At 70.8% G+C, this 19,386-nt stretch carries 39 protein-coding genes; 3 read left to right on the forward strand and 36 right to left on the reverse strand.

What is annotated here, in order from left to right; all coding sequences use genetic code 11:
• Positions 1-7: 7 nt before the first annotated feature.
• The 13 genes from P3T27_RS32340 to P3T27_RS32400 form a co-directional block, all read right to left on the reverse strand.
• Positions 8-337, reverse strand: coding sequence for a hypothetical protein (locus P3T27_RS32340; protein WP_280684813.1), 330 nt, complete (start codon positions 335-337; stop codon positions 8-10).
• A 10-nt stretch (positions 338-347) separates the two neighbouring features.
• Positions 348-755 (reverse strand): hypothetical protein, encoded by a 408-nt coding sequence (locus P3T27_RS32345; protein WP_280684814.1) that lies wholly within the window; start codon positions 753-755, stop codon positions 348-350.
• Positions 752-1,132, reverse strand: coding sequence for a hypothetical protein (locus P3T27_RS32350; RefSeq protein ID WP_280684815.1), 381 nt, complete (start codon positions 1,130-1,132; stop codon positions 752-754). Before P3T27_RS32350 ends, P3T27_RS32345 begins: the two co-directional genes overlap by 4 nt.
• Positions 1,129-1,539, reverse strand: a complete 411-nt coding sequence (locus tag P3T27_RS32355; protein WP_280684817.1) for a DUF6093 family protein — start codon at positions 1,537-1,539, stop codon at positions 1,129-1,131. The genes P3T27_RS32350 and P3T27_RS32355 overlap by 4 nt, the downstream gene beginning before the upstream one ends.
• Positions 1,536-1,901: a Gp19/Gp15/Gp42 family protein gene (locus tag P3T27_RS32360; RefSeq protein ID WP_280684818.1), complete on the reverse strand. Its 366-nt coding sequence runs from the start codon at positions 1,899-1,901 to the stop codon at positions 1,536-1,538. Before P3T27_RS32360 ends, P3T27_RS32355 begins: the two co-directional genes overlap by 4 nt.
• 3 nt (positions 1,902-1,904) lie before the next feature.
• Positions 1,905-2,093 carry a hypothetical protein gene (locus P3T27_RS32365; RefSeq protein WP_280684819.1) on the reverse strand — a complete coding sequence of 63 codons (189 nt, stop codon included), beginning with the start codon at positions 2,091-2,093 and terminating at the stop codon, positions 1,905-1,907.
• A 13-nt stretch (positions 2,094-2,106) separates the two neighbouring features.
• Positions 2,107-3,063 (reverse strand): DUF5309 family protein, encoded by a 957-nt coding sequence (locus P3T27_RS32370; RefSeq protein ID WP_280684820.1) that lies wholly within the window; start codon positions 3,061-3,063, stop codon positions 2,107-2,109.
• Between the two features lie 39 nt (positions 3,064-3,102).
• Positions 3,103-3,720, reverse strand: a complete 618-nt coding sequence (locus P3T27_RS32375) for a hypothetical protein (protein WP_280684821.1) — start codon at positions 3,718-3,720, stop codon at positions 3,103-3,105.
• A 45-nt stretch (positions 3,721-3,765) separates the two neighbouring features.
• Positions 3,766-4,761, reverse strand: a complete 996-nt coding sequence (locus P3T27_RS32380) for a hypothetical protein (protein WP_280684822.1) — start codon at positions 4,759-4,761, stop codon at positions 3,766-3,768.
• Positions 4,754-6,271 carry a phage portal protein gene (locus tag P3T27_RS32385; protein ID WP_280684823.1) on the reverse strand — a complete coding sequence of 506 codons (1,518 nt, stop codon included), beginning with the start codon at positions 6,269-6,271 and terminating at the stop codon, positions 4,754-4,756. Before P3T27_RS32385 ends, P3T27_RS32380 begins: the two co-directional genes overlap by 8 nt.
• Complete coding sequence (locus P3T27_RS32390) at positions 6,184-7,803, reverse strand: terminase (RefSeq protein WP_280684824.1); 1,620 nt, start codon at positions 7,801-7,803, stop codon at positions 6,184-6,186. Before P3T27_RS32390 ends, P3T27_RS32385 begins: the two co-directional genes overlap by 88 nt.
• Positions 7,784-8,236 (reverse strand): hypothetical protein, encoded by a 453-nt coding sequence (locus tag P3T27_RS32395; RefSeq protein WP_280684825.1) that lies wholly within the window; start codon positions 8,234-8,236, stop codon positions 7,784-7,786. Before P3T27_RS32395 ends, P3T27_RS32390 begins: the two co-directional genes overlap by 20 nt.
• A gap of 221 nt (positions 8,237-8,457) precedes the next feature.
• Positions 8,458-8,817, reverse strand: coding sequence for a holin (locus tag P3T27_RS32400; RefSeq protein WP_280684826.1), 360 nt, complete (start codon positions 8,815-8,817; stop codon positions 8,458-8,460).
• Between the two features lie 46 nt (positions 8,818-8,863).
• Between P3T27_RS32400 and P3T27_RS32405 the strand changes: the two genes are divergently transcribed.
• Positions 8,864-9,274 carry a DUF2511 domain-containing protein gene (locus P3T27_RS32405; protein WP_280684893.1) on the forward strand — a complete coding sequence of 137 codons (411 nt, stop codon included), beginning with the start codon at positions 8,864-8,866 and terminating at the stop codon, positions 9,272-9,274.
• A gap of 169 nt (positions 9,275-9,443) precedes the next feature.
• Here P3T27_RS32405 and P3T27_RS32410 read toward each other — a convergent pair whose 3' ends face one another.
• From P3T27_RS32410 to P3T27_RS32465, 12 genes are all read right to left on the reverse strand, one after another.
• Complete coding sequence (locus P3T27_RS32410; RefSeq protein WP_280684827.1) at positions 9,444-9,728, reverse strand: hypothetical protein; 285 nt, start codon at positions 9,726-9,728, stop codon at positions 9,444-9,446.
• A gap of 286 nt (positions 9,729-10,014) precedes the next feature.
• Positions 10,015-10,185, reverse strand: a complete 171-nt coding sequence (locus tag P3T27_RS32415; protein ID WP_280684828.1) for a hypothetical protein — start codon at positions 10,183-10,185, stop codon at positions 10,015-10,017.
• Positions 10,186-10,396: 211 nt separating this feature from the next.
• Positions 10,397-10,564 carry a hypothetical protein gene (locus P3T27_RS32420; RefSeq protein ID WP_280684829.1) on the reverse strand — a complete coding sequence of 56 codons (168 nt, stop codon included), beginning with the start codon at positions 10,562-10,564 and terminating at the stop codon, positions 10,397-10,399.
• A gap of 38 nt (positions 10,565-10,602) precedes the next feature.
• Positions 10,603-10,761: a hypothetical protein gene (locus P3T27_RS32425; RefSeq protein ID WP_280684830.1), complete on the reverse strand. Its 159-nt coding sequence runs from the start codon at positions 10,759-10,761 to the stop codon at positions 10,603-10,605.
• Positions 10,758-11,285, reverse strand: coding sequence for a hypothetical protein (locus tag P3T27_RS32430; protein ID WP_280684831.1), 528 nt, complete (start codon positions 11,283-11,285; stop codon positions 10,758-10,760). The genes P3T27_RS32425 and P3T27_RS32430 overlap by 4 nt, the downstream gene beginning before the upstream one ends.
• A 203-nt stretch (positions 11,286-11,488) precedes the next feature.
• On the reverse strand, positions 11,489-12,031 hold the full coding sequence (locus tag P3T27_RS32435; RefSeq protein WP_280684832.1) for a hypothetical protein: 543 nt from the start codon (positions 12,029-12,031) through the stop codon (positions 11,489-11,491).
• Positions 12,028-12,348, reverse strand: coding sequence for a hypothetical protein (locus P3T27_RS32440; RefSeq protein WP_280684833.1), 321 nt, complete (start codon positions 12,346-12,348; stop codon positions 12,028-12,030). The genes P3T27_RS32435 and P3T27_RS32440 overlap by 4 nt, the downstream gene beginning before the upstream one ends.
• Positions 12,349-12,350: 2 nt before the next feature.
• A complete protein-coding gene (locus P3T27_RS32445; RefSeq protein ID WP_280684834.1) occupies positions 12,351-12,473 on the reverse strand; it encodes a hypothetical protein in 123 nt (40 codons plus the stop codon).
• Positions 12,474-12,475: 2 nt separating this feature from the next.
• Entirely contained in the window at positions 12,476-12,619 is a 144-nt protein-coding gene (locus P3T27_RS32450; RefSeq protein ID WP_280684835.1) for a hypothetical protein, read from the reverse strand.
• An 11-nt stretch (positions 12,620-12,630) separates the two neighbouring features.
• Positions 12,631-13,626 carry a hypothetical protein gene (locus tag P3T27_RS32455; RefSeq protein ID WP_280684836.1) on the reverse strand — a complete coding sequence of 332 codons (996 nt, stop codon included), beginning with the start codon at positions 13,624-13,626 and terminating at the stop codon, positions 12,631-12,633.
• Positions 13,627-13,672: 46 nt separating this feature from the next.
• Positions 13,673-14,143 (reverse strand): hypothetical protein, encoded by a 471-nt coding sequence (locus P3T27_RS32460; protein ID WP_280684837.1) that lies wholly within the window; start codon positions 14,141-14,143, stop codon positions 13,673-13,675.
• Positions 14,144-14,182: 39 nt separating this feature from the next.
• Positions 14,183-14,629: a hypothetical protein gene (locus P3T27_RS32465; protein WP_280684838.1), complete on the reverse strand. Its 447-nt coding sequence runs from the start codon at positions 14,627-14,629 to the stop codon at positions 14,183-14,185.
• A gap of 93 nt (positions 14,630-14,722) precedes the next feature.
• On the opposite strand from P3T27_RS32465, the gene P3T27_RS32470 reads away from it, so the two are divergent.
• Positions 14,723-15,010, forward strand: a complete 288-nt coding sequence (locus P3T27_RS32470) for a hypothetical protein (protein ID WP_280684839.1) — start codon at positions 14,723-14,725, stop codon at positions 15,008-15,010.
• A gap of 125 nt (positions 15,011-15,135) precedes the next feature.
• Here P3T27_RS32470 and P3T27_RS32475 read toward each other — a convergent pair whose 3' ends face one another.
• The 11 genes from P3T27_RS32475 to P3T27_RS32525 all read right to left on the reverse strand — a co-directional run bounded on the left by P3T27_RS32475 (position 15,136) and on the right by P3T27_RS32525 (position 18,977).
• Positions 15,136-15,771, reverse strand: a complete 636-nt coding sequence (locus P3T27_RS32475) for a hypothetical protein (RefSeq protein WP_280684840.1) — start codon at positions 15,769-15,771, stop codon at positions 15,136-15,138.
• A gap of 35 nt (positions 15,772-15,806) precedes the next feature.
• On the reverse strand, positions 15,807-15,953 hold the full coding sequence (locus P3T27_RS32480; RefSeq protein ID WP_280684841.1) for a hypothetical protein: 147 nt from the start codon (positions 15,951-15,953) through the stop codon (positions 15,807-15,809).
• Positions 15,950-16,477 carry a hypothetical protein gene (locus P3T27_RS32485; RefSeq protein ID WP_280684842.1) on the reverse strand — a complete coding sequence of 176 codons (528 nt, stop codon included), beginning with the start codon at positions 16,475-16,477 and terminating at the stop codon, positions 15,950-15,952. Before P3T27_RS32485 ends, P3T27_RS32480 begins: the two co-directional genes overlap by 4 nt.
• A complete protein-coding gene (locus tag P3T27_RS32490; protein ID WP_280684843.1) occupies positions 16,474-16,716 on the reverse strand; it encodes a helix-turn-helix transcriptional regulator in 243 nt (80 codons plus the stop codon). The genes P3T27_RS32485 and P3T27_RS32490 overlap by 4 nt, the downstream gene beginning before the upstream one ends.
• A complete protein-coding gene (locus tag P3T27_RS32495; protein WP_280684844.1) occupies positions 16,713-16,886 on the reverse strand; it encodes a hypothetical protein in 174 nt (57 codons plus the stop codon). The genes P3T27_RS32490 and P3T27_RS32495 overlap by 4 nt, the downstream gene beginning before the upstream one ends.
• Positions 16,883-17,092 carry a hypothetical protein gene (locus P3T27_RS32500; RefSeq protein ID WP_280684845.1) on the reverse strand — a complete coding sequence of 70 codons (210 nt, stop codon included), beginning with the start codon at positions 17,090-17,092 and terminating at the stop codon, positions 16,883-16,885. Before P3T27_RS32500 ends, P3T27_RS32495 begins: the two co-directional genes overlap by 4 nt.
• The gene (locus P3T27_RS32505) at positions 17,089-17,388 is read right to left on the reverse strand and encodes a hypothetical protein (protein ID WP_280684846.1); all 300 of its coding nucleotides are present in this window, start codon (positions 17,386-17,388) and stop codon (positions 17,089-17,091) included. The genes P3T27_RS32500 and P3T27_RS32505 overlap by 4 nt, the downstream gene beginning before the upstream one ends.
• Before the next feature lie 53 nt (positions 17,389-17,441).
• On the reverse strand, positions 17,442-17,609 hold the full coding sequence (locus P3T27_RS32510) for a hypothetical protein (RefSeq protein ID WP_280684847.1): 168 nt from the start codon (positions 17,607-17,609) through the stop codon (positions 17,442-17,444).
• Positions 17,610-17,618: 9 nt separating this feature from the next.
• Complete coding sequence (locus tag P3T27_RS32515; RefSeq protein ID WP_280684848.1) at positions 17,619-17,987, reverse strand: hypothetical protein; 369 nt, start codon at positions 17,985-17,987, stop codon at positions 17,619-17,621.
• Positions 17,984-18,181, reverse strand: coding sequence for a hypothetical protein (locus tag P3T27_RS32520; protein ID WP_280684849.1), 198 nt, complete (start codon positions 18,179-18,181; stop codon positions 17,984-17,986). The genes P3T27_RS32515 and P3T27_RS32520 overlap by 4 nt, the downstream gene beginning before the upstream one ends.
• Before the next feature lie 61 nt (positions 18,182-18,242).
• Entirely contained in the window at positions 18,243-18,977 is a 735-nt protein-coding gene (locus P3T27_RS32525; RefSeq protein WP_280684850.1) for a hypothetical protein, read from the reverse strand.
• 85 nt (positions 18,978-19,062) lie between these two features.
• Here P3T27_RS32525 and P3T27_RS32530 point away from each other — a divergent pair, with 85 nt between their 5' ends.
• Complete coding sequence (locus P3T27_RS32530; RefSeq protein WP_280684851.1) at positions 19,063-19,254, forward strand: hypothetical protein; 192 nt, start codon at positions 19,063-19,065, stop codon at positions 19,252-19,254.
• Positions 19,255-19,386: the final 132 nt, after the last annotated feature.

The raw sequence follows: 19,386 nt of genomic DNA on the forward strand, positions 1-19,386 counted from the left end.
GAGCTGGTCAGATACGGAGCGCGGCAACCGTCACGGTGGCGGTCGCCGAGTAGCCGATGGCAGCGAGGCCGTCGGTGGCGCCGGCGAACAGGTCCGCGGTGAGCGGGCCGATCATGCGCTCGCCGGAGGCGGGGACGGAGACGGTCGGCGAGGTGACGGCCTGGCCGCGCACGCTGCCGGTGGCGGTCAGCGTCACGGTGATGCTGCTGGCGGAGGCGTTCTTCACGTGGATGAACGTGCGCTCGCCACAACTGACCTTGTCGCCGGACGCTCCGGCTGCGGTGTAGGTGGGGGTGAGGCCGACGACGGAGACGACCTGGGGTGTCAGGGTGGCCATGGGCCCTCCTCTAGGCGGGGATGGATCGGAGCCGGTACTGCACTGGCAGGTAGTAGAGGGGCGGGGTGACATCGTCGTCGCGTAGCAGGTGCGGGCCGCCGAGTTCCTCGGGCCTCCAGGTCGCTCGGCCGTCCACGGTGAGCGGGACGGCGAGCGCGGCCCGGGCCCGGTCGGCGGTGCCCAGGGAGCCCTCGGGCGTCGTAGCGACGCAGGTGATCTGCAGCAGCATGTCGAGGGTGGTGCGGTCGTCGGCGATCGACGCCGAGGAGACCTGCCCGGGGCCGGTGTAAACCACGCAGTAGGTCTTGGGTAGCGGCGCTGGCCCGGCGGGGGCGCCGCCCAGGTATACCGCCAGCGAGGCGTTCGCGAGCGCGGCCTGGACAGCGGCGACGTATGGCAGCACGGCGGGCGACGTCACAGCAGGTCCCGCGCGAGCTGCTCGACCGCGGCCAGGAACCGGGGTTCCTCGGCGGCCAGGGCGCGGCCGCCGTCGTTGTGGCCACCCTGCCGGGACGTGCCGAACTCCAGGATGTTGCCGAGCGCGCCCTGGGTGGCTCCCTTGTCCGGCCCGATGACTGCGCCGGCTCCGAGCGGGGTGGTGACGAGGTCGTAGCCGATGCTGGACGGGTAGTGCGGCGCGTACCGGCCGCTGCTGGACCGGGCGTTGGCCGACCAGTCCCGCTTGATGTTGAGTGCGCCGCGACTGACCACTTGCCGAGCCTGCCGCTCCAGCGTGCCGCCGGTGCGGGCGAGTTCAGCGGCGAATGCCTCCAGGCCGCTCACGTCCACGGTCATGAGCGGTCCTCCACTCCGAGGTGCCACGCGGTAGCAGTCGACGACTCTCCGACCGACGTCACCCACAACGTCATGCCAGCCAGCCGTAGGTCCGGTGAGGCATCCACGATCAGCTGGTCGCCGGCCACCACCCGGTCCACCGCCAGCGGCATGGCGGACCACGGCAGCGCGACTTGGTAGCGACGCAGGACTACCTCGCGCTGCCCGGCCTGAACGTCCCGCTCCTGCACGACGTTCGGCTTCACCCTGGCTGGGCCCTGGTAGAGGACCCGGGCGTCCGGCTGGCCGGTGGCGCCGGTCGCCGGGTCATAAACGTCCTTGCCGGGCCGAACGAGGCGGACGGTGTCCAGCATCAGGGCCTCGTGAGCCACCCGGCCAGCGGCCAGCGCCGGACCTGGGTCGATCACGACGTCACCACCGGCGGCATGACGGGCGTGATGCTGAACGCCGAGGTACGGATCGGCCGGAGGGTGTCCAGTTCGTGCTCGGTGATGTACAGCTCCCCGGCCGAGCGAGCGCTGTCGACCGTGTAGGAGTAGTCGTCGATCTGCTCGCTCCGCTTCCCGTCCGGGTTGCGGAGTACCCGCAGCACCATCGCACTGCACACCGCCGTCGACGCGGGGGTGGGCGCGGTGCCGTACTGCGGAAACCGGTCGAGGATGATCGCCGTCGCGTCGTGCAGGAGGGCGGTGGCCTGGCGGGTCTCAGTCGGCGTCAGGTCCCGTCCGAGCCGGTCCGCCAGGTCCGTGAGCGTCGCCAGGTCCGTCACCGGTTACTCCGCCGGGAGCTCGGCTGGGGCGTCCTTGGCCTCGACGACCTCGTACTCCTGAGGCAGTGCGCGCAGGCGCTTGATGGTGGCCTGGTCGGTGGTCTCGCAGACGCCGTCGGCGAACTGGGCCCAGATGCCCTTGTCGTCCTGCAGGATGAGCCCGGGGTGGCGGGCGGTGGTGAATCGCGCCATGGCGGCGGTCTCCTTAGGTGAGATCCTTGATGAGGCCGTGGTAGGTCTCGGCGCCGTACTCCAGGCCGATCTCGCCGTAGAGCTGCCACTTCTCAGAGGCGCCGGTCTTGGCGAGTTGCTCGGCGAACAGCAGGCCCTTGCCGGGGATCTCCAGCCACACGGGGGCGCACACGGACAGGTCGACGATGGCGATTTGGCCGGTTGGCATCCAGCGGTCGAGCATCACGCCGAAGGTGCCGAAGTCGGTGACGAGGGTGTCCACTGCGACGCCGCCGACGTTGCGGGTCATGGTCGGCTGGTTCAGCGAGCCGGTGCCGTACAGGTTCGACAGGGCGACCTTCTGGCCGGGGCCGAGGAGGAACACCGTGCTGTCCTGCGGCATGCGGGCGCCGTTGCCGAACATGGTCTGCAGGGTAGCGTCGACGATGGCCTTGGACAGGGCCCGGCCGGTGCCGCCGTTGGCGTTGACGTTGGTTGCGATGGCGGTCAGCAGGCCGCGGGTCTTGCGGGCCGTCGAGTTGTTGGCCGGCTTCTGGTAGGTACCGGTCAGGAACGACATCTCGACATCGACGGCCATCGACTCCAGCTCGACGCGGATCTGGTGGTCGAGCTCGTCGCCGACCGGGTTGTCGTCCTGGCCGATGTTGATGCCGGAGTACATGCCGGTCGCGGCCTGCCTCGTGTACGAGACCTCGACCGCGGACTGGTGGATCTCCACGACGTTGGAGATGTTGGAGCGCGACCGGGCGACCGCGGTCGGGGCGGCGGCGCCTTCCACCACGGAGTTGTTTGCGGTGGAGGAGCGGCGGTCCTCGGTCTGCCACTCGAACTCAACAGAGCGGGTGCGCTTGCCGCCGGTCAGGCCGCCGATCGCGGACAGGAACGGGGTCTCGGTCGGGGTGACCTTGTACAGCTCACCGTGGTAGTTCGGCAGGTTGTAGGTCGTCCCCTGCCCGGAAACAGCGCCCATGGAGGGCTCCTCTCAGATGGGGCAGGCGACGCCTGCCGGCTACTTGCGGTTGGTCTGGAGTTCCCGCAGCTGGCGGGACTTGAGGGCGATCGATGCCTTGATGTCGCCGCGTGACTCGGCGTCGGCGATCTGCTGGGCCAGCGTGGGCGTGCTGTTCGGCCGGGCGCCCTGTGCCGGGTCTGGTGCCGGGGTGCGCGGTCCGGGCGGCCCAGGAGCAGCCCAGTGCGGTTTGCGGCCGAGCAGGTCGGTCAGGGCCTGCTCGATGGCGGCGGCGTCGATCTGCCCGGCGTCATCGAGGAAGTCACCGCCGAGGGCATCAACAGCGTCCTGGGGGTCGGCGAACCGGCCGGTGGCCATGGCCTCGACTCGGGCGGCCACAGCCAGCCTGGTGGCGGCGCTGGCACGGTCCTCCGAAGCCGCGAGGCGCTCGGCGAGGCGCTCGGCTTCGCTCTTCTGGGCATCCTCCAGCTCGGCGAGGCGTTTTGCCGCGTCGGCGTTGGCCTTGGCCCGGGTCTCGTTCTCGCGGCTGAGCTTCTTCCACTTCTCGGCCTCGGCCTGCCAGTCCTTCGGCTCCGACGTCGGCGCGTCGGGCGCCTGCGGCGGCTCGGTGGCCGGTGGCTCCGGTGCGGGCGTCGGTGTCGGGTCGATGTCGGTCATGGTGGGCTCCCGTTGCGGGTTGGGTGGTCCGGCCCCGTTGCGGGGTCAGATGAGGTAGCCGTAGCGGCGGAGCATGGCGATCAACTCGTCGCGACTGCCCGCGCGCTTGTAGATCTCCTCCGGCAGCAGCCGGTGAGTGGTCAGCCGAAATCCACGGCCGGACGGCGGGATCAGGCCCCGGTCGATCGCCCGCTGGCGCTCAATGCGGAAGAAACGGCCACGCTTGGTCGTCGCGTCGTAGGTCGACCGCAGCCGCTGCCAGTACGCCTCAGCGGTGTACATGCCCCGGCGGGCGTTGACGATCTGACCGATGTCCGCGCCGTCCCGGATCGCCTGGGCGCCAGCCTGTGTGAAGACGCGGTCCTGCTCGGCCCGGGAGAGGCTGCGGAAGTACTCCTTCGGGTCCGAGGCCGCGCGGCCCTTGCTGTAGCGGGTGACTGGCAGGTGGACGCAGTCGCACCGTGGGTGCCGCTGGAACCCGGCGTTGTAGCGGTATCGGATGCCGGCCAGGACCGCGCACCGCGCGCAGGACGGAGGGTTGAGCACCCGCACGTAGCCGCGGGTCGCCCGGTTCCCGGCCAGGCTCACCCCGGCCGCTCCGCGCCCGGCGTCGGGCACCTCGGTGCCGACCTGCCGGACCAGCGTGGCCAGGCCGCCGCGCATTGCCTCAGGCCTGGCCTGGCCAGCTGCAAGACGCCACCGGGTCTCGATCCACGGCTCGTACAGCAGGCTCGACAACGGACGGCCGTCCGCCGCCCGGCCGGCGAACGCCTCGACGGCCAGACGCCCGGCCGGCTCCGTGGCGGCGCCGTCCGCGACGACCACCGCAGTGACGTAACCATCGGCGGGGGCGGCCGCCCGTCGCTGGCCGCCCGCGACCGTCCGCACGAGCAGCGGACCGACCGAGCGCCACGACTCGTCGAGAGCGTCGACGTCGACCGTGCGCCAGATCGCCTGCGCGGTCTCCGCAGCCTGCCGTGTGGTGGCCTGCTGGCGGCGGTAGTAGGCGGCGGCGATCTCCTCGGCGGTCTGCTCAGCCACCGGGCACCGGCTCAGATGCCGGGGGCTGCGGGGGCTTGGGGCCAAGCAAGGCGGCAAGATCGCCCTCCATGGCCCGATCCAGGGCAGAAGCCTGCATCGCCTTCATGCGCTCCTGCTGCACTGCCGTGAAACCCAGCACGTCCCAGGACATCTCGACCGGCAGGATGCCGGCCGCCACCAGCTTCACGGTGGCGTCTGCCTTCTGGGCGAACGTCGGTACCGCCGGGTCTCGCCAGCGGGTCTCCAGCGAGCGAGCCCGCGGATCCCACGCACCGTCGCGGAACCGCAGCACCAGGCGCATGACCTGCTCGTACGAGCCGCCCCATGCACGCTGACGGCGTTCGGCCCTCTTCACCAGCCGGATCTCCGAGGAGCGGATGGCGTCCGCCGACGGTGGGTTGTCGGTCGACAGGCCCATGAAGTGCGGCGGCAGACCGGCCAACGCAGCGACCGTCCGCGCCAGCTGGTTCAGCGTCGAGTGGAAGTTGTCCAGGGCCGCCTCGGGGAACTGGCCGACCTCGACGCCGTCATCGCGCTTGTTCTTGGCCGTCGCCCAGATCCGGCCGGCGAGCTGGGTCCACGCCGACACGGGCTTGCCGTCGGCGTCGACGAAGTCCTCCTGGTCGAAGCCGAGCGCGTACCGGCGCGGCATGGCGTGGTACTCCGCGGCGATCATCATGTCCGTCGCGACCTTGCACGCCGCGTCCGACAGCGGGATCACGTCGGCGAGTTCGGACACGCCGCCCGGGTTGAGCAGGCGCCCGCGGTTGACCAGCGGCACCACCGGCACCACGCCCAGCTCGTGCACGTCCTCGCTCTGCACTGACCAACCGTTCGGCACGGTCTTGGCGTAGTGCACCGTGCGGTCGGGCAGGTAAATCGTCGCCTTCTCGTCCCGGATCGCGCCGGTCACCGGGTCGACCTCGTACCAGCGCTTCATCGCCGCCCGCACCGCGCGGGTGGCCGGCTCGTAGTCAACCTCCACCTGCAGCGGCGACTCCACCGTGATCAACGGCGTCGACGGGTCGCCCGGGTTCGAGCCGACGATCATGAAGCTGCGGCGCATCACCAGGGCGTCGACGTGCGCCTGTTGGCTGCCCTCGTCGAGATTGTTGGCCTGCCAGATCCGCCACAGCTCATCGGCCGTGGCCTCGTCTGCCTCGTCCTCTGCGGCCGTCGAGTCGGGCACCGCGAAGCGGAACCCCTCGACGTCCAGGCGCTCCTCCAGGGAGTCGACGACCAGACGCGGCCAGTTGATCACCACCTGCCGCAGCTGGTCACCGATCTCGGTCACCAGCTGAGGGTGCATGTATGAGAGCGGCTGCAGACCCTCGTAGTAGCGGTCCAGGGCCTGCAGGTCCGGCAGGAGCTGGGTGTGTCGGCGCGTCAGCAGCGTCAGCCAGTCGTCCGGGCTCAGATTCATCAGCGCATCACCACCATCCGGCTCGACTTCTTCGGCTTGTTGAGGCCCGCGGTGATGGCGTCGCGCCTGGCCTCCCAGGACAGGCACCCGGCCATGGCGGCGTCGATCTTGCGTGGCGAGTCGTGGCGGTCCTTCTGGATCGTCCACATCGGCTTGCCGTCGTCGTCACGCACACGGGCGTCCCGCTTCACCGAGTTGGCGATGTGCCGGGCGTACAGCGTGTCACCGTCGTGGGCGAGTGAGCCGTCGGTCTGTGCGGTGCGGAACGCGCGCAAGGCGAAGGCCATCTGGCGGGGGCGGTGTGTCCACCACTCGACGACGATCCGCTCGCCGTACGTCCCGGCCCACGCCGCCACGGTCTCCTCCCAGTACGGCGGGTCCGCGTAGACCCGGACCACGCGCCACTGGTCGAAGGCCGCTTCGAGGGTGGCGTTCACCTCGCTGGCGGGAACTTCCCAATGCTCGGCCTCGTCCGGCCGAACGGGAGACTCCCACGCGCCGAGTACCCACTGGTGCCCGGTCTCCAGGTGCGTGCCGACCAGCGCGGTGGCGTCCCGCCAGCGGGCGCCGTCGAAGCCGACCACGATCAGCTCCTTCTTCGGAACCACGAAGTCGGGGTTCGCCAGTTCCTCCCAGCGTCCGGCGTCGAAGGCCTTCGCCGACGCGGTGCCGGGCTGGTTGAGGAAGTAGCGTCGGGCGTCCGCCGGGTCGGTGTCCGGCTCGCGCATGTCCGCTGCGATGCGCTCCAGGTCCATCCACCCGGCCGCGTCGCCGTAGACGTACTCCAGCGCGGGCAGCAACTGGGCGTCGTCCATGAGGTCTTCGACGTGCGGGGCTTGCCGGTGGTCGAAGAGGAGGCCGCCATCGCGCACCTTGCCGGCCTTGACGGCCTCGTAGTACTGGTGGGTGGCCTCGGCCACCGAGCTCTCGCCGACCGCGTACATCGTCGAGGTCTCCAGCGACCACGGCTCGGCCTGGCGACGCTTCACCAAGTTGCGCCGCACCGTCTTGTGCATCGCCCGGGTCTCCGGCAGCACGTACAGGTGCGTCTCGTCGAAGACCCCGAACGTCTCCTTGCCACCGTCCTTCGACGCCGAGGACGCCGTCGAGGGGACGATCTCGCCGCCGCCCTCGATGAAGATCCGGCTCGACGTCTGGGCGTTGCGGCCCAGGTCGATCCCGGGGAACTCGTCCCCGAAGTGCTCAACCAGGTGCTCCAGCATCGTGGCGACGTTGTCGTAGGTGTTGCCGGCCTGGCCCTCCTCGGTGGCCATGCACCGGATGAACGGGTACGTCTGCACGCGGCCCACCGGATCGCCGTTCGCGTCCCAGCCGTCGAACCGGCACGGGCCGAGCGCCTCGAAGCACACCAACGCACCGGCCAGCTCCGACTTGGCGCGGCCCTTCGGCCGGGACAGGAACGCCCGGTTGACCCTCCGGCGGCCTGTCGCCGGGTCCAGCTCGTACGCCTTGACGATGAACGCGGCCATCTCGTCATCGATGACGAGCGGCTGGCCCTGGACGTCGCCCGGGCCGTGGCAGAGGTAGTGCTCGATCCAGTCGATGGCGTCGAAGCCGAGGGAGACGAACCGAGTCGGGTCAGCTTTCCGCCTGGCCATCAACCACTCGTAGCACTCGGTCCCGTCGGGAGGCCGCAGCACGGCCTGCGGCGGCGCGCTTCCTCACCGGAACTTCCGGCTCGGCCACGCTCCAGCGCAACCGGGCCCGGTCGGCCGCTGTCGCGCCGAGGGCCGCCTCGTTCAGCCGGATCTCCGACAGGAGTTCCTTCTTCGGCTCGGTCCAGTACTGCTCGACCAGCTGGGCCAGCATGTGCAGCCGCTGCCAGTCCGTGGCCAGGAACAGCGCGGCCTGCGGCGAGCTCCGCCACGTCTCGTACCAGGCGAGCGTGCGGCTGTCGTAGTCGTGGCCTCCGGGCAGAACCGGGGTCGGTCCGTCGGGGCCGGCAGCAGGCAGGACCGCTCCGGCGACCGGGTCGGCGTTGCGCCGGCGTCGCTGCGAGGGGTCCTTGGGGGCGGGGCCGACACCGGCCATCGTGATCACCTCTCCGGGTGCCGTTGCGGCACGTCAGCACCGGCCGTTGCGGCCCGCGCGGGGGTCACACTGGGTTACGAAAGTGGGGCTGCGGAACCTTCCAGACCCGTACGCACCGCGAGCTCCCTCCCCCGCGGGTCCCTGGCAGATGGCCAGAGGGGGTCACCCCCCTGGGTCCTGTCACCCTGGGTGACTGACCTGGGGTGGCTGGCAGTTAGCGGTCACTGGGCGTTCCAGCCTCCTGGCTGGTGCCTGGCCGTCTCCCTGCTGTGGCAGCTGTGGCAGAGCCCTCGACCATGCTGCGGGTCGTCTGGGTCGTGGCCGGCGGCGACCAGCTCGCGCCTGCTGAGCGGCCAGTGGTCGGCGTGCTGGCTGGGCTGCTGGTGGCAGAGCACGCAGACCGGGTCGCGGGCCAGGACTCCGGGTCGGAAGCGGCGCTGGTGTCCGGTGCCGTAGCCACGCTGGGTTCGGGTGCCGCGGGCCTGTTCGGCTGCGGCCTGGTGGGTGGGGCAGCGGCCGCCGGTGGTGAGCTCAGGGCAGCCGGCCACGGTGCAGATGGTGAGTGCGCGATGTCTGGCCACCGGTGATCACCTGCCCTACGCTGTGCGGCCTATCGACCAAGGGGTGATGATGGCCGTGGAGTTTCAGAAGCCTGGTGCCGATCGGCCGCCGTGGCACCGGGACTGGCGCTTGGCGGCCGGCGTGGTCGGCGGGGGTGTTCTGCTGATCGCGGCGTGGTCGGCGGCGTTCGGTGGCGGCAGCACGAAGGGTGTCGATCTGTCGCCGGGTGAACGGGCCGTGTCACGGGCGGACGTTGTTCCGTGGCCGTTCTCGGCGGAGTCGGGGATGCTGCGATGCCGGACACGTTCTGGCGTGACGTTCCAGCCCTCCGGCGGGGTGGAGTACGCGCTGAACGGGTCAGCCCAAACGATGGGGTACCCGAAGGTGGACCCGATCTGGAGGTTGGACCCCGGACTTGGGAACGGGCTGAAGGTGGACATCAGCGCGGCAATCACGGCCGGACAGGCGTTGTGCTGAGCTGACTTATCTGGACGTGGGCGGCCTGTGGGCTACGACAGCCAGGGCCCGATGGCTGCGGCCCAGATCTGGGCCATGGTGAGGTAGCCGTCCGAGGTAGCGCCGATACCCACGGCGGTGGCGGTGTTGGGGCTGTACGAGGTGTCGGTCACTGTGGTTTCCTCGCGGGCTATGCGGCTGTGGCGGCCTGCCCGGGACGCCAACCTGCGCGTCGGCCGCCACGTGCGGGCCGGTCTGCGCCGTTCTGCCACGCGTGAAGCTCAGCCTTGGCGACGGTGGGCAAGTAGTAGAGCTGGGGGCCGCCGGGGATGGGCAGAGCCTCGATGAGGCCCTCGAAGGCCCACCGCTTGACGGCCGACTCGCTGACCCCGAAGGCGGCGGCGGTGCCGGCCCGGTCGGCGAGGTCGGCCGGGTTGATGCTGGCGAGCGGCGGGTTCGGGTAGAGGACGGACACGGCACCTCCCCGGGAAGCAAAACGGCCCCGGGTGCGTCAACACCGGGGCCGTGCGGGCCTTTCGGTACCCGCTCCGTCTCGTTGCTCGGATGCACCCTGACGCGGGGAGAGCGGGCGACGGGATCCGGAACTCTATGCCGAAGGCCCCGCAGCGCGTGCTGTCGGGGCCTTCGGGGCGTTTCTGGGCAGGGGCTACCTGCTGCGATCGAGGTTACGACGGGAGGCGATCACTCCGCAAGCGGCATCGCCGGTCAGGCCCCGGGTAGTACCGGGGCGGGCGGTACGGTCAGGCGAGGCTGCGGAGCGCCTGCTGAATGCGGGCTTCGGTGGCCACGGGGTCGGTGCTTTCGGCGAGGAGCCGGTCGACGAGGCGGCCAGCCTGGTCGTGGTCGCGGGCCTGCATGGCGTCGACGATTTGGCGGGTCATCTCGACCTCGAACGCGTTGCTGTCGGTCATGTCGTCCTCAGCTCTCGGGTTGGGGCTGCGGTGCGGGCTGGGGCCAGACGACGCTGTGGCCGCTGCCCCTCTCGACGACGATCGGTTCGGGTTGCTGGTCGGTGCCGTTGGCGTACGCCATGATGGCGGTCTCCTCTGCTCTGTGTTGGGTGGTGGAGGCCCGGGGCGGCCGGCTGTGCTGGCAGGCTGTGACGGCCGCCCCGGGGCGAGGTCAGGTGGTCGGCTGGAGGTCGTACAGCCGGGTGATCTCGCGGCGGGTCGCATGGATCTGGTCGACGAGACGGCGGCGCTCGTCGGCGTCGTAGGCGGCGGCGACGAACGCATGCTGGAGCTCGGTGAGCCGGGCCTCGGCGGCGGCGAGCTGCTGGTCGATGGTCACTACTGGGTCCTCTCTGGGTGGCGCGTTGGAGTCGGGCCCTAGCGAAGGGCGCTGGGGTTGGTGTGCATCGGGTCGTCGGCGCAGTCGGACGCCCAGCACTGGTGGGTCCAGCAGGTAGTGCGGTCGTCGCCGTGCATGCCGGCGTCCTCGGCGGCGTTGTCGCGGGCGAGTGCCTCGACGAGATGCTGATCGGTCATGACGCTTCCTCCCGGTGGACGGTGGATCGTGCGGGGTTGGCGGGGTCGTCCTTGATCCAGAACCCCTCTCGGGCAGCCACTTCCGAGCGTTGTTGCTGTTGTTGTTGCTGGTCAGGGCCAGCAACAACAACCGGAAGGGGCTGGCGGTCGGGGTCGGGGAGCGGGGGTACGTCGCGGAGGTAGATGCCGGTGCTGGGGCCCCGTTCGGGGACGCGGCACGCGGTGGTGGGGATGTCCAGCTCTGCAAGGAGGGCCCGGACGGGGGTGGTGTCGGATCCTTCGCCGGTCCACGCGGAGGCGATCTGGGCGAGGTGGATCCGGTCGTCCTGGCCGGGGGTGGCGCCGGGCATCAGGCGGTGGAGGAGAGCGAGGAACTCGGTGTGCTCGTCGACCTCTTCGGCTTCGCCGGTCGCTTCGGTCGCTTCGGTCGCTTCCGGAACGTCGGTCGGATCGGGCGCCTTAATCTCCACGGGCGCCTTGTTCTCCGCGGGCGGCTTGGGGCCGCCGGCCTTCCACGCCGACATGCACCAGATACCGGTTCCGACAGCGAGGAGGGCGGGTGCCTGGTGGGCGGAATCCAGCAGGTGGACGCCGAACCAGAACGCTCCCCCGCACCGAATCGTGGTGGCGATGGGTCGGCCCTCGGGGACGAGGGCGACTCCGATGCGCTTGGTGACAATGCCGCTGCCCACGGCGATCCGGTCTGCGGCTCGCCGCTGGATGGTAGTCACAGCTGGCCGCCGATGAGCTGCCCAGCCTGGTTGACGAGGGGGATGAGGACGGCGGCGGTGAGGCCGGCGGCTCCGGCGGAAAGGCCGAGGGTGGTGCCGCACCAGATGCCGGCGAACATCTGGCTCTTGACGCGCCTCTCCAGGTGCTTGCGGAGGAAGAAGACGGCGGCGACAAGGAGGAGCGTGACGATGGTGCCGAAGGCAGTCATGGCGGTGGGAGCGGCTCGGTTGACGGCTGCGGCGGCTGCTCCGGTGGTGCCGGAGACGACCTTGTCGCCGACCGAGTTGCTGATTCCGACTACCTTTGCGGCGATCTGCCCGAGGACGCCTCCGGGCATGGAAATGACGAGCATGCCGATGGTGGTGCCGACCAGGAAGCCAAGGTGGTCAAGGATGTTGAACTTGCCGCCGTGCGATCCGCCTTCGACGGTCCCGCTCTTGCCCTTCTTGGCAATGACGGCCCAGGCGGCGGGGGCGAACTGTCGGACGATCAGGAGAAGTCCGACGAAGAGGCCGCCGAGGGTGATGGTGACGTTCACAGGATTCCTCCGGTGAGGAAGGCCAGCGTGGGCCGGGCGGCGGCCAGACTGCAGGCTGGCGCGACGAGGGTGGTAAAGAGGGCGGCGCGGGGGATCCAGATGCCGTGGCTGTGGCCGTTGTCGTCGCGGTAGCGCAGGGTGCGGTCGGCGATGAGGGCGGCGGTGGCGGCGATGGCGGTGGCGCCGAGGGGGCCGGTGCCGTCGCCGGTGTGGGAGATGTCGGTGAGGAGGTTGGCCCAGGCAGGGGCGGCGAGGATGCCGGCGGCGAGGGCGGTTCCGTTGTAGGCGGGCCGCAGCCGGGCGAGTTCGATGTGCATGGTCAGTTCCCCTTTCGGGGGGCGAGGCCGCCGCGGCGGAGCCACGCGGCGGTGTTGGCGTCGGCGCGGCTGGTCGGGGTGGTGTCGGCGGTCTGGCTGCCGGTGAGCTTGGACCAGAGGCCCATGGCTACCTCCAGAGGATGGTGAGTGTGAGGGCGCTGAGGGCGCAGGCGCCGGTGAGGCGCAGGGTGATGCGGGCGGTGTGGTCGACGTACCGGTAGAGACCGGCGTAGGCCAACGTGGCGGGGACCGCCCAGAGCAGAGCGGACACGGGGCATCCCTTCAACCGACGCGCTGGGCCAGCCGGCGCACGGAGTCGGCCTTGACGGTGTCGCCGTGGACGTAGCGGACGAGGGCGAGGAGCGTCTCGTCGTCGGTCACGCCCTTGCGGACAAGGTGGCGGACAGTGTCCGTGATGTTGTCCGTCGCGCGTCGGGCGTCGAGGTCGTGCAGGGTTGCTGACCTGCTGTCCGTCTGTCCGGACACGGTCCGGACAGTGTCCTCATCGGTGTCGATACGGGCGTGGACGAGCTGCTCAACGATCTCGCTGGGCGTCGCGCCGGGCATGGTTGCGATGGCGGCGAGGATGGCACCCCGGACAACCGGGTCGATGTTGTCCGCGCTCTGTCCGCGGGGCTTGTCCGGGTCAGGTCCGTTGTCGTCCGGCTCGTCGACGACGGTGGCGTAGTGGGCGGCGATCTGGGCGCGGTCGCGGGCGAGGCGCCGGTTGATGCCGGCGAGGGCGAGCTGTCCGCCGACCTCATCCATCTCCTGCTCCACCCATGCCTGGGTGAGGGGGTCGAGGCGGCGAGCGTGCCGGGCTAGGACGAGGGTCCACAGTCGCTTGACGCCGATGGAGATGAAGGCGCCGACGATGCCGGCGGCGAGGTGGTGGCCGGTGTAGCCCTCGACGAGGAGCGCGGCAACGGCGATGGTCAGGCAGAGCAGGCCGGCGCTGCGGGCGGCGGCCGCCTTGGCGGGCTCGTAGCGGGCGAGCCATTCGAGGCCGAGGCAGGCAATCCACAGGGTGTCGAAGACAGCGGCGCCGCCGTAGGCGATGGGCGTGGGGGCGGCCTGGGCGAGCAGGGTGCCGATGCTGCTGGTGGACCAGGCGATGCAACCGGCGCCGACTCCGATGGCGGCGGTGGTGATGCCGCCGAGGATGATCTGGTCCCAGTCGCGGGGCGCCGCGGGGGCGGCGTAGTCCTGGGGGACGAGCCGGGTGCGGCCGTTGACGGTGTGCTCGACGTAGCGGGTGGCCTGGGCGAGGCGGGTCATGGTGGTGTGCTCCTGGGAAGCGGGGCGGGGTGGTCACGGGGACGGGTCAGGCGGCGTGCCAGCGGGTGGCCCAGTCGGCGTGGATCGCGTCACGGTGAGCGCGGTCGGCCGCCGGACAGTCCTCCCATTTGCGGCAACGGGGGCAGTCGGCGGGCGGGTGCGCCAGGTCGGCAGCGGCCTGGATGGCCTCGGCGGCGATGCGGGCCTGAGTGCGACGCTGGTAGCGCTGCTCGGTGGTGGGAACGAGGTAGCCGTGGGCGGTGAGGAGCCGGTCCTCGGCGGCGCTGGTAAGCAGCAGGCGGCGGTCCAACTCTGCGGCGCCGTAGTGCTGCCAGGTGGGCAGCCAGGCGGTGGTGTGCTGGATGATGGTGAGGTCGGCGGCTACGTCGGGGTCCTGCTCGTACGGGGCGGTGGGGTCGATGGCGCGGCGGGCGGCCCGTACGTCGGCCGGGTCGAGCGGGGCGAGGGTGAGGAGCGTGCCGGTGACGCTCGTGGCGAGGGCGAGGGCGGGGGTCATGCGGGTGTCCTTCGTGGTGGTCGGGGCGGCGAAGTTGGTCTACGCGGCCTCCGTGAACGAGGCCTGCGAGATCAGGCCGACGGTGGCCTTGTAGGTGCGCAGGCCCTCGATGAGCGCCGGGTCGGTGGGCGAGTAGACGAAGACGTGGATCCACCGGCCGGTCGTGCGGTGGCGAACCCACGCCTTCGGCGCGTCCTGGTTGTCGTGGGCGGCGCGGTAGGCCTTGGCGACGTGCCGGCCGTACCAGGAGGCCTTGCCGTCGGGGAGTTCGATGCCGAGGCGGTCGAGCATGTCGTTGGTGCGGATCAGGGTGCCCGAGCGGACGAGGCTGTTCAGCTGGTGGCCGTCGACGATCGCGTACGCCATTTCGATGGTGATGCGGGCGGCGGTGCGGATCGCGTTGGTGGTGCGGCGGATGAGCTTGCGGGCCTTGGCGGTCATCTCGGTGCTCCCCTTGGGGTGGCGGCTGCTGCCTTCGTCACCCATACTTGCATCATGAAGTTGCAACGTCAAGATGCATCAAAGGGTGGCAGGTGTCGCCCCTATCAGCGACGGAACACGACATGGCATCATCGGGGCATGACCAGCACCGAGAGAGCGCAGCAGGCAGCGCGCGACCAGCTCGCCGAACTCAGTGCTGCCTACACCGAAGCCGAGGCCAAGCTCGATGTCGCCCGCGAAGCACTCAACGCCGGCATCGTCTCCGTCCTCAAGGCCCGCACTCTGGGCCCGTCCGAGGTGACCCGCCTCGTGCCCTACGAACGCCAGCACGTCGGTCGAATCGCGAAGGCCGGCGGCGTTCCACCCCTACGGGAGCGCACTGTTGTCAGCGTCAAGGCACCCGCTCCTGAACCGCCCCAGACCTGACGCATCACCGCGCATCAACGGCCCCGCCCGAGCATCCGGGTGGGGCCGTTGTCGTGCCGCTGACCTGCGGCGCATCAGCCACGCATCAGGAGCGCATCACCGGTTGGCCCGGCGATCGTTGGCAGTCACGCCGCGGCGAGCTCGACCAACGTGCGCTCGGCGCGGTCGGCGTACTCCTGGGTGCTGAGGACGGCCTGGCAGTCGATGGTCGAGCACTCGCGCATGCCGTCGGGGCGGACGGTGACGGTCAGGAGCTGGCAGCGGGGGCAGACCTGCCGTCGGACCGGCGGCGCTATCGGGAGGCCGGTGGCACGGTTGAGGTGGCCGTGGAGTCGGCCGATCTCGTCGGCCATGTCGCGGGCGTAGGGGCGGGCGGCGGCGAAGTCGAGGTGGAGGGCGATCACCTTCACGGCGATGCTGACGGTGCGCTCCCACTCGTGGCCGGCAGGCCTGAGCCAGGCGGTCCAGTCGTTGGCTCGACGACGGTCCTCGAGGACGGTGTGCGCCCAGTCGGCGAGGAGGTCGAGGCCGGGGGTGTCGTCCTGGTCGCCGTACTCATCGTGAACCGTCTCAACGGCGGTCGGGCCGATCAGGGAGAGCGTGCCCGGGTTGCACGGGAGGGGGGCGGTGCGGGTGGCGCCGGAGACGCGGGCCCCACGCCGGCCGGAGCCAGGGGCGAGGGCGAGGTGCGCGAGGGTGATCAGCTCGGGGAGCTGGCCGAGCTGGGTGCGGAGGCGGTCGACGATGGGGGCAGGGAGCATGTCCGGTCTCCTGGTGCGCTGTGCTGGTGGGTGGTTCAGCTGGTGGGCTGGTAGTCGGTGAGGCCACGAATCACGTCGTGGATGTGGCGGGACGGCGGGAGGGACTCCCACTCATCGGGGTCGAGGTCGGCGAGCAGGGCTTCGTCCTCCCGGCCATCCCACTCGTCGTCGGGGCAGGTCACGGCGTCTCGGCAGCAGCCTGCAGGACAGCGAATATCTCCTGGCAGGTGACGCCGTGGTGGGCGGGCCACCGGCAGGTGGGACAGGGCGTCGGGCGGACTGGCGTGGTGGCTGCACCAGTGTCCTCGTTGAGGGCTTGGGTGATCTCCAGCCGCGCGACAGCGGCGGTGTTACAGGCGCGGTTAGAGGCCTCGTGAGCGCGCTCTATGTGCAGGGTGAGGGCTGCGATGCGGGCCTCGGCCTGATCGGCGCGGGCGCGCTCCTGGTTGTAGCCGTTGCCGTACTTGAGCCGTTCCGCGATCAGCGCCTCGATGGCGGGTGCGATGTCCGGCCACGCGTCGCCGTGTCCGCCCCAGGGTTCGAGGAGGTCACGAGCGTGCTCCAGAATTACGGCGCGCTCCTGTGCGCCAGCCTGGGCCCTGTCCCGCTGCTCGGTGAGCTCGGCGACGCGCCGTCGGAGCTCGCCGAGCTCGTCCTCGGCGGCGCGGAGTTGCTGGGCGAGTTGCTGCTGGTAGTGGCTGGTCATGCGGCGCTCCTGACTGGGCCGAGGGCGAGTTGGGCGGTGCGGTATGCGAGGACGACCGCCTGGGGGTTGGTGCGGGCGCGGAGCTTTCGACGGGCGCAGGAGAGGCGGCTGCTGACGGCGTCGTAGCTGATGCTGAGCTCGGCGGCGATTTCGGTGATGGTGTAGCCGTCGGCGAGGAGGGCGAGCGTGTCGATCTCGGCGGGGGTGAGGGGGGCGCCGGCGCGGGCGTAGACGGTCACGGCTGTGGCTCCTCAAGTTGGGCGATGAGCTGGGCGAATTGGTCGTCGACGCGGGCTTGTTCGTCGTCGCCGCGGCGGTTGGTGCTGCTGCTGAGTACGGCGAGGAGGGTGGCTGCGAGGCCGGCGCCGAGGAGGGCGCCGGCCAGGACCAGCCACGGGGACACGGTCACGCGGTGCTGTCCGTGGGCTTGGCGCGAAGGATGGCGGCGAGGTCGGGGATCTCCATCTCCTCGATGCCGACCTCGGTCTCGATGCGTTCCAGGGCGGTCTCGATGACTCCGGTGAGCTGGGTGTGGTCCACGGTGGTCTCCGGTGGTTGGGCCGCCCGCGGGTTGCGGGCGGCGTTGACGGGCGTCAGCGGAGCGCGGGCGGTCACAGCAGGGACAGCTGCATGTCGCTGGCGTTGGCCTGGTTTGCGGACTCGGGGACGGCACCGGTGTGGCAGTCGCACACGCAGCTGGCCCAGTAGCAGGACCGGTCAGCGAGCCACACGGGGACGTTGCCAGCCAACGGCGTGCCGCTGGTTCCGCACAGGTAGGTCTCCGGCTCCGGGTGTGTGGGGATGGGGCCGCGGCAGGCGGTGTGCCGGCCGGTGGCACATTGGCCGGTACGGGTCCACTGGCAGAGACAGCGGGTCCAGTAGTCGGGGGTGTCGACGTGGCAGGCGCGCATTTGGCGGGTCCACGCGTGGTGGCGGATCCAAGTGGCGTCAGTTTCGATCACGGCTACTCGCCGTCGGGGTCGAGGAGCTGGAGGCCGAGGCCGACGCGGTGTTCGTCGCTGAGGATGAGGGCGACGGGCCGGCCGTCGTCGGTGAGGCAGCAGACGATGGTGTCGGCGCCGGGGGTGGTGGGGAGGATGGTGCGGTCCCAGCGGATGGTGATGGGGTTCATGGCGGGTCCTCAGCTGGTCGTGTCGCGGGCGGCGTCGAGGATGTCGGCGGCGGCGTCCAGGCCGTCCGTCTGGTGGGCGGGGACGGTGGCCTGCCGGAGCACCTCGGCGGCCTCGGTGAGCGTGCGGTCGCGGACGGCGGCGAGGTCGGCGCGGAGCCGGTCGATCTCGGGCTGCACCACGGCGAGCACGGCGGCAGCGATGGCGTCGATGTCGCCGTACACGCTGGTGATGACGTCGTGGTGCAGTACGGCGGCCTGGATGGGGTGCTGGTCGTCGCACTCGCGCTCGGTGAGGTCGCAGCCGTCGCAGTCGTAGGCGGCGGTGCGGAGGGAGGCGGCGATGCGGTCGCGGAGGCTGGGCGGCGGGGTGTCGGTCACCGGTCGCCCCCGGTGGGCTGGGTGCACGCCGTGGTGGTGGCGCCGCCGTACACGTAACCGCGGTTGTCGAGGACGGCGTCGCCGCAGCTGGCGCAGGTCCAGCGGCTGACAGCGGTGATGGCGGCGGGCGGGTCCCATTCGAGCTGGTGGGTGTCGATGATGGGGGTGCTGGGCGGGGTCGGCAGGCTGAGCATCTGGTCTCCGTGGTGGGTGTGTGTGGCGGGCGGCCGGTGGGTGCCGGCCGCCCGGGGCGGGTCAGCTGTCCGTGCGGCCGGTCCAGTGGCACCAGTGGCAGCCCTTGCCGGAGCAGTCGGTGCAACGGGCCTCGTCGTCCGCGTCGTCGTCCTCGGGCTCCTCCGCGTAGCACTCCTGGCAGTCGTCGGCCGACTGGGCCTGGTGGTCGGGGCAGATGCGGGCCCAGGTGGCGTACGGGTCGTCCGGGGCGGCCTCTGCGTCCACGTTCTCCCTGGCGGCCTCGTTGGCGACGTCGACTGCGCAGTCGTAGACGTAGAACGCCTCCCCGTTGTCGCCGTCATCGCCAAAGGCGCCCCACTCGGTGCGGCCGTCGGCCTTGGAGCACTCGGCGATGGGGTCGCCGGTGACGTCTTCGCGGGGGGTGTTGCCGTGCTTGCACATCGTGGTCACGAGGTTCTCCAGGGCGGGGCGCTGGCTGTCTTCGGCCTTGGCGAGTTCGGGGTAGGCGCGGCGGATCAGGTCGGCGGCCAAGGTGAGGCGGTCGCGGGTCTCGGTGTCGCCGAACTGGTCGGCCCAGCCGTCGATGTAGTCGGTGCCGCGTCGTTCCATCTCGGTGCGGACGAGGTCGCGGATCTGCTTGGGGGAAAGGCTGTTGGTGATGGACGGGATCCGGTCCATCGGGATGTGGCGCTGGGAGGAGGCGAGGTAGCTGGCCAGGTCGCCGATGGAGACGCGGCGGGTGATGCGCAGGTCGATCCGGTAGACGCCGTCCTCGCTCATGGTGGCGGTGGGCATTTGTTCCTCCAGTTCACGGGTGGCTTGCCACCCATAGATTGACACAAGACTGGACGGGTGGCAAGCCACCTGGGAGGATCGACCCATGGCCAACATGCACAAGCACAAGCAACGCGTCATCCGCGGCATCGACGACGACCTCACCGCCCAGTTCGACGCCGCCGCGAAGGCCGCCGGCAGCGACCGCTCCGCCATCACCCGCCAGCTCTGGGAGTGGTACGCCGGCCGACCTGGCGCCGATCTCCCCGAGCGCCCCGAGGCGCCGCCGCAGCCCTGACCCGTCCCACCCCGTAGCCGCCGGCCGACGCCGCGCGGCGCTTCGTGCTGCCCTGACACGGTGTCGGTTGACTGCTGGTGCATGGCGGGTCCTCCGGTCCGTGCGGGGCTGTGGGGGCGCTGGTGGTCCGGT

The organism is Kitasatospora sp. MAA19 (genome assembly GCF_029894125.1).
Lineage (GTDB): Bacteria > Actinomycetota > Actinomycetes > Streptomycetales > Streptomycetaceae > Kitasatospora.

Excerpts from the sequence above, each read along its gene's own strand:
- P3T27_RS32340 (WP_280684813.1), bottom strand. The coding sequence starts at position 337 with ATGGCCACCCTGACACCCCAGGTCGTCTCCGTCGTCGGCCTCACCCCC.
- P3T27_RS32470 (WP_280684839.1), top strand. The coding sequence starts at position 14,723 with ATGACCAGCACCGAGAGAGCGCAGCAGGCAGCGCGCGACCAGCTCGCC.
- P3T27_RS32405 (WP_280684893.1), top strand. The coding sequence starts at position 8,864 with ATGATGGCCGTGGAGTTTCAGAAGCCTGGTGCCGATCGGCCGCCGTGG.
- P3T27_RS32350 (WP_280684815.1), bottom strand. The coding sequence starts at position 1,132 with ATGACCGTGGACGTGAGCGGCCTGGAGGCATTCGCCGCTGAACTCGCC.
- P3T27_RS32365 (WP_280684819.1), bottom strand. The coding sequence starts at position 2,093 with ATGGCGCGATTCACCACCGCCCGCCACCCCGGGCTCATCCTGCAGGAC.
- P3T27_RS32465 (WP_280684838.1), bottom strand. The coding sequence starts at position 14,629 with ATGGGTGACGAAGGCAGCAGCCGCCACCCCAAGGGGAGCACCGAGATG.
- P3T27_RS32510 (WP_280684847.1), bottom strand. The coding sequence starts at position 17,609 with ATGAACCCCATCACCATCCGCTGGGACCGCACCATCCTCCCCACCACC.
- P3T27_RS32445 (WP_280684834.1), bottom strand. The coding sequence starts at position 12,473 with ATGGGCCTCTGGTCCAAGCTCACCGGCAGCCAGACCGCCGACACCACC.
- P3T27_RS32525 (WP_280684850.1), bottom strand. The coding sequence starts at position 18,977 with ATGCCCACCGCCACCATGAGCGAGGACGGCGTCTACCGGATCGACCTG.
- P3T27_RS32475 (WP_280684840.1), bottom strand. The coding sequence starts at position 15,771 with ATGCTCCCTGCCCCCATCGTCGACCGCCTCCGCACCCAGCTCGGCCAG.
- P3T27_RS32430 (WP_280684831.1), bottom strand. The coding sequence starts at position 11,285 with ATGTCGGCGTGGAAGGCCGGCGGCCCCAAGCCGCCCGCGGAGAACAAG.
- P3T27_RS32530 (WP_280684851.1), top strand. The coding sequence starts at position 19,063 with ATGGCCAACATGCACAAGCACAAGCAACGCGTCATCCGCGGCATCGAC.
- P3T27_RS32375 (WP_280684821.1), bottom strand. The coding sequence starts at position 3,720 with ATGACCGACATCGACCCGACACCGACGCCCGCACCGGAGCCACCGGCC.
- P3T27_RS32395 (WP_280684825.1), bottom strand. The coding sequence starts at position 8,236 with ATGGCCGGTGTCGGCCCCGCCCCCAAGGACCCCTCGCAGCGACGCCGG.
- P3T27_RS32415 (WP_280684828.1), bottom strand. The coding sequence starts at position 10,185 with ATGACCGACAGCAACGCGTTCGAGGTCGAGATGACCCGCCAAATCGTC.
- P3T27_RS32485 (WP_280684842.1), bottom strand. The coding sequence starts at position 16,477 with ATGACCAGCCACTACCAGCAGCAACTCGCCCAGCAACTCCGCGCCGCC.
- P3T27_RS32425 (WP_280684830.1), bottom strand. The coding sequence starts at position 10,761 with ATGACCGATCAGCATCTCGTCGAGGCACTCGCCCGCGACAACGCCGCC.
- P3T27_RS32460 (WP_280684837.1), bottom strand. The coding sequence starts at position 14,143 with ATGACCCCCGCCCTCGCCCTCGCCACGAGCGTCACCGGCACGCTCCTC.
- P3T27_RS32440 (WP_280684833.1), bottom strand. The coding sequence starts at position 12,348 with ATGCACATCGAACTCGCCCGGCTGCGGCCCGCCTACAACGGAACCGCC.
- P3T27_RS32520 (WP_280684849.1), bottom strand. The coding sequence starts at position 18,181 with ATGCTCAGCCTGCCGACCCCGCCCAGCACCCCCATCATCGACACCCAC.
- P3T27_RS32390 (WP_280684824.1), bottom strand. The coding sequence starts at position 7,803 with ATGGCCAGGCGGAAAGCTGACCCGACTCGGTTCGTCTCCCTCGGCTTC.
- P3T27_RS32370 (WP_280684820.1), bottom strand. The coding sequence starts at position 3,063 with ATGGGCGCTGTTTCCGGGCAGGGGACGACCTACAACCTGCCGAACTAC.
- P3T27_RS32505 (WP_280684846.1), bottom strand. The coding sequence starts at position 17,388 with ATGCGCGCCTGCCACGTCGACACCCCCGACTACTGGACCCGCTGTCTC.
- P3T27_RS32455 (WP_280684836.1), bottom strand. The coding sequence starts at position 13,626 with ATGACCCGCCTCGCCCAGGCCACCCGCTACGTCGAGCACACCGTCAAC.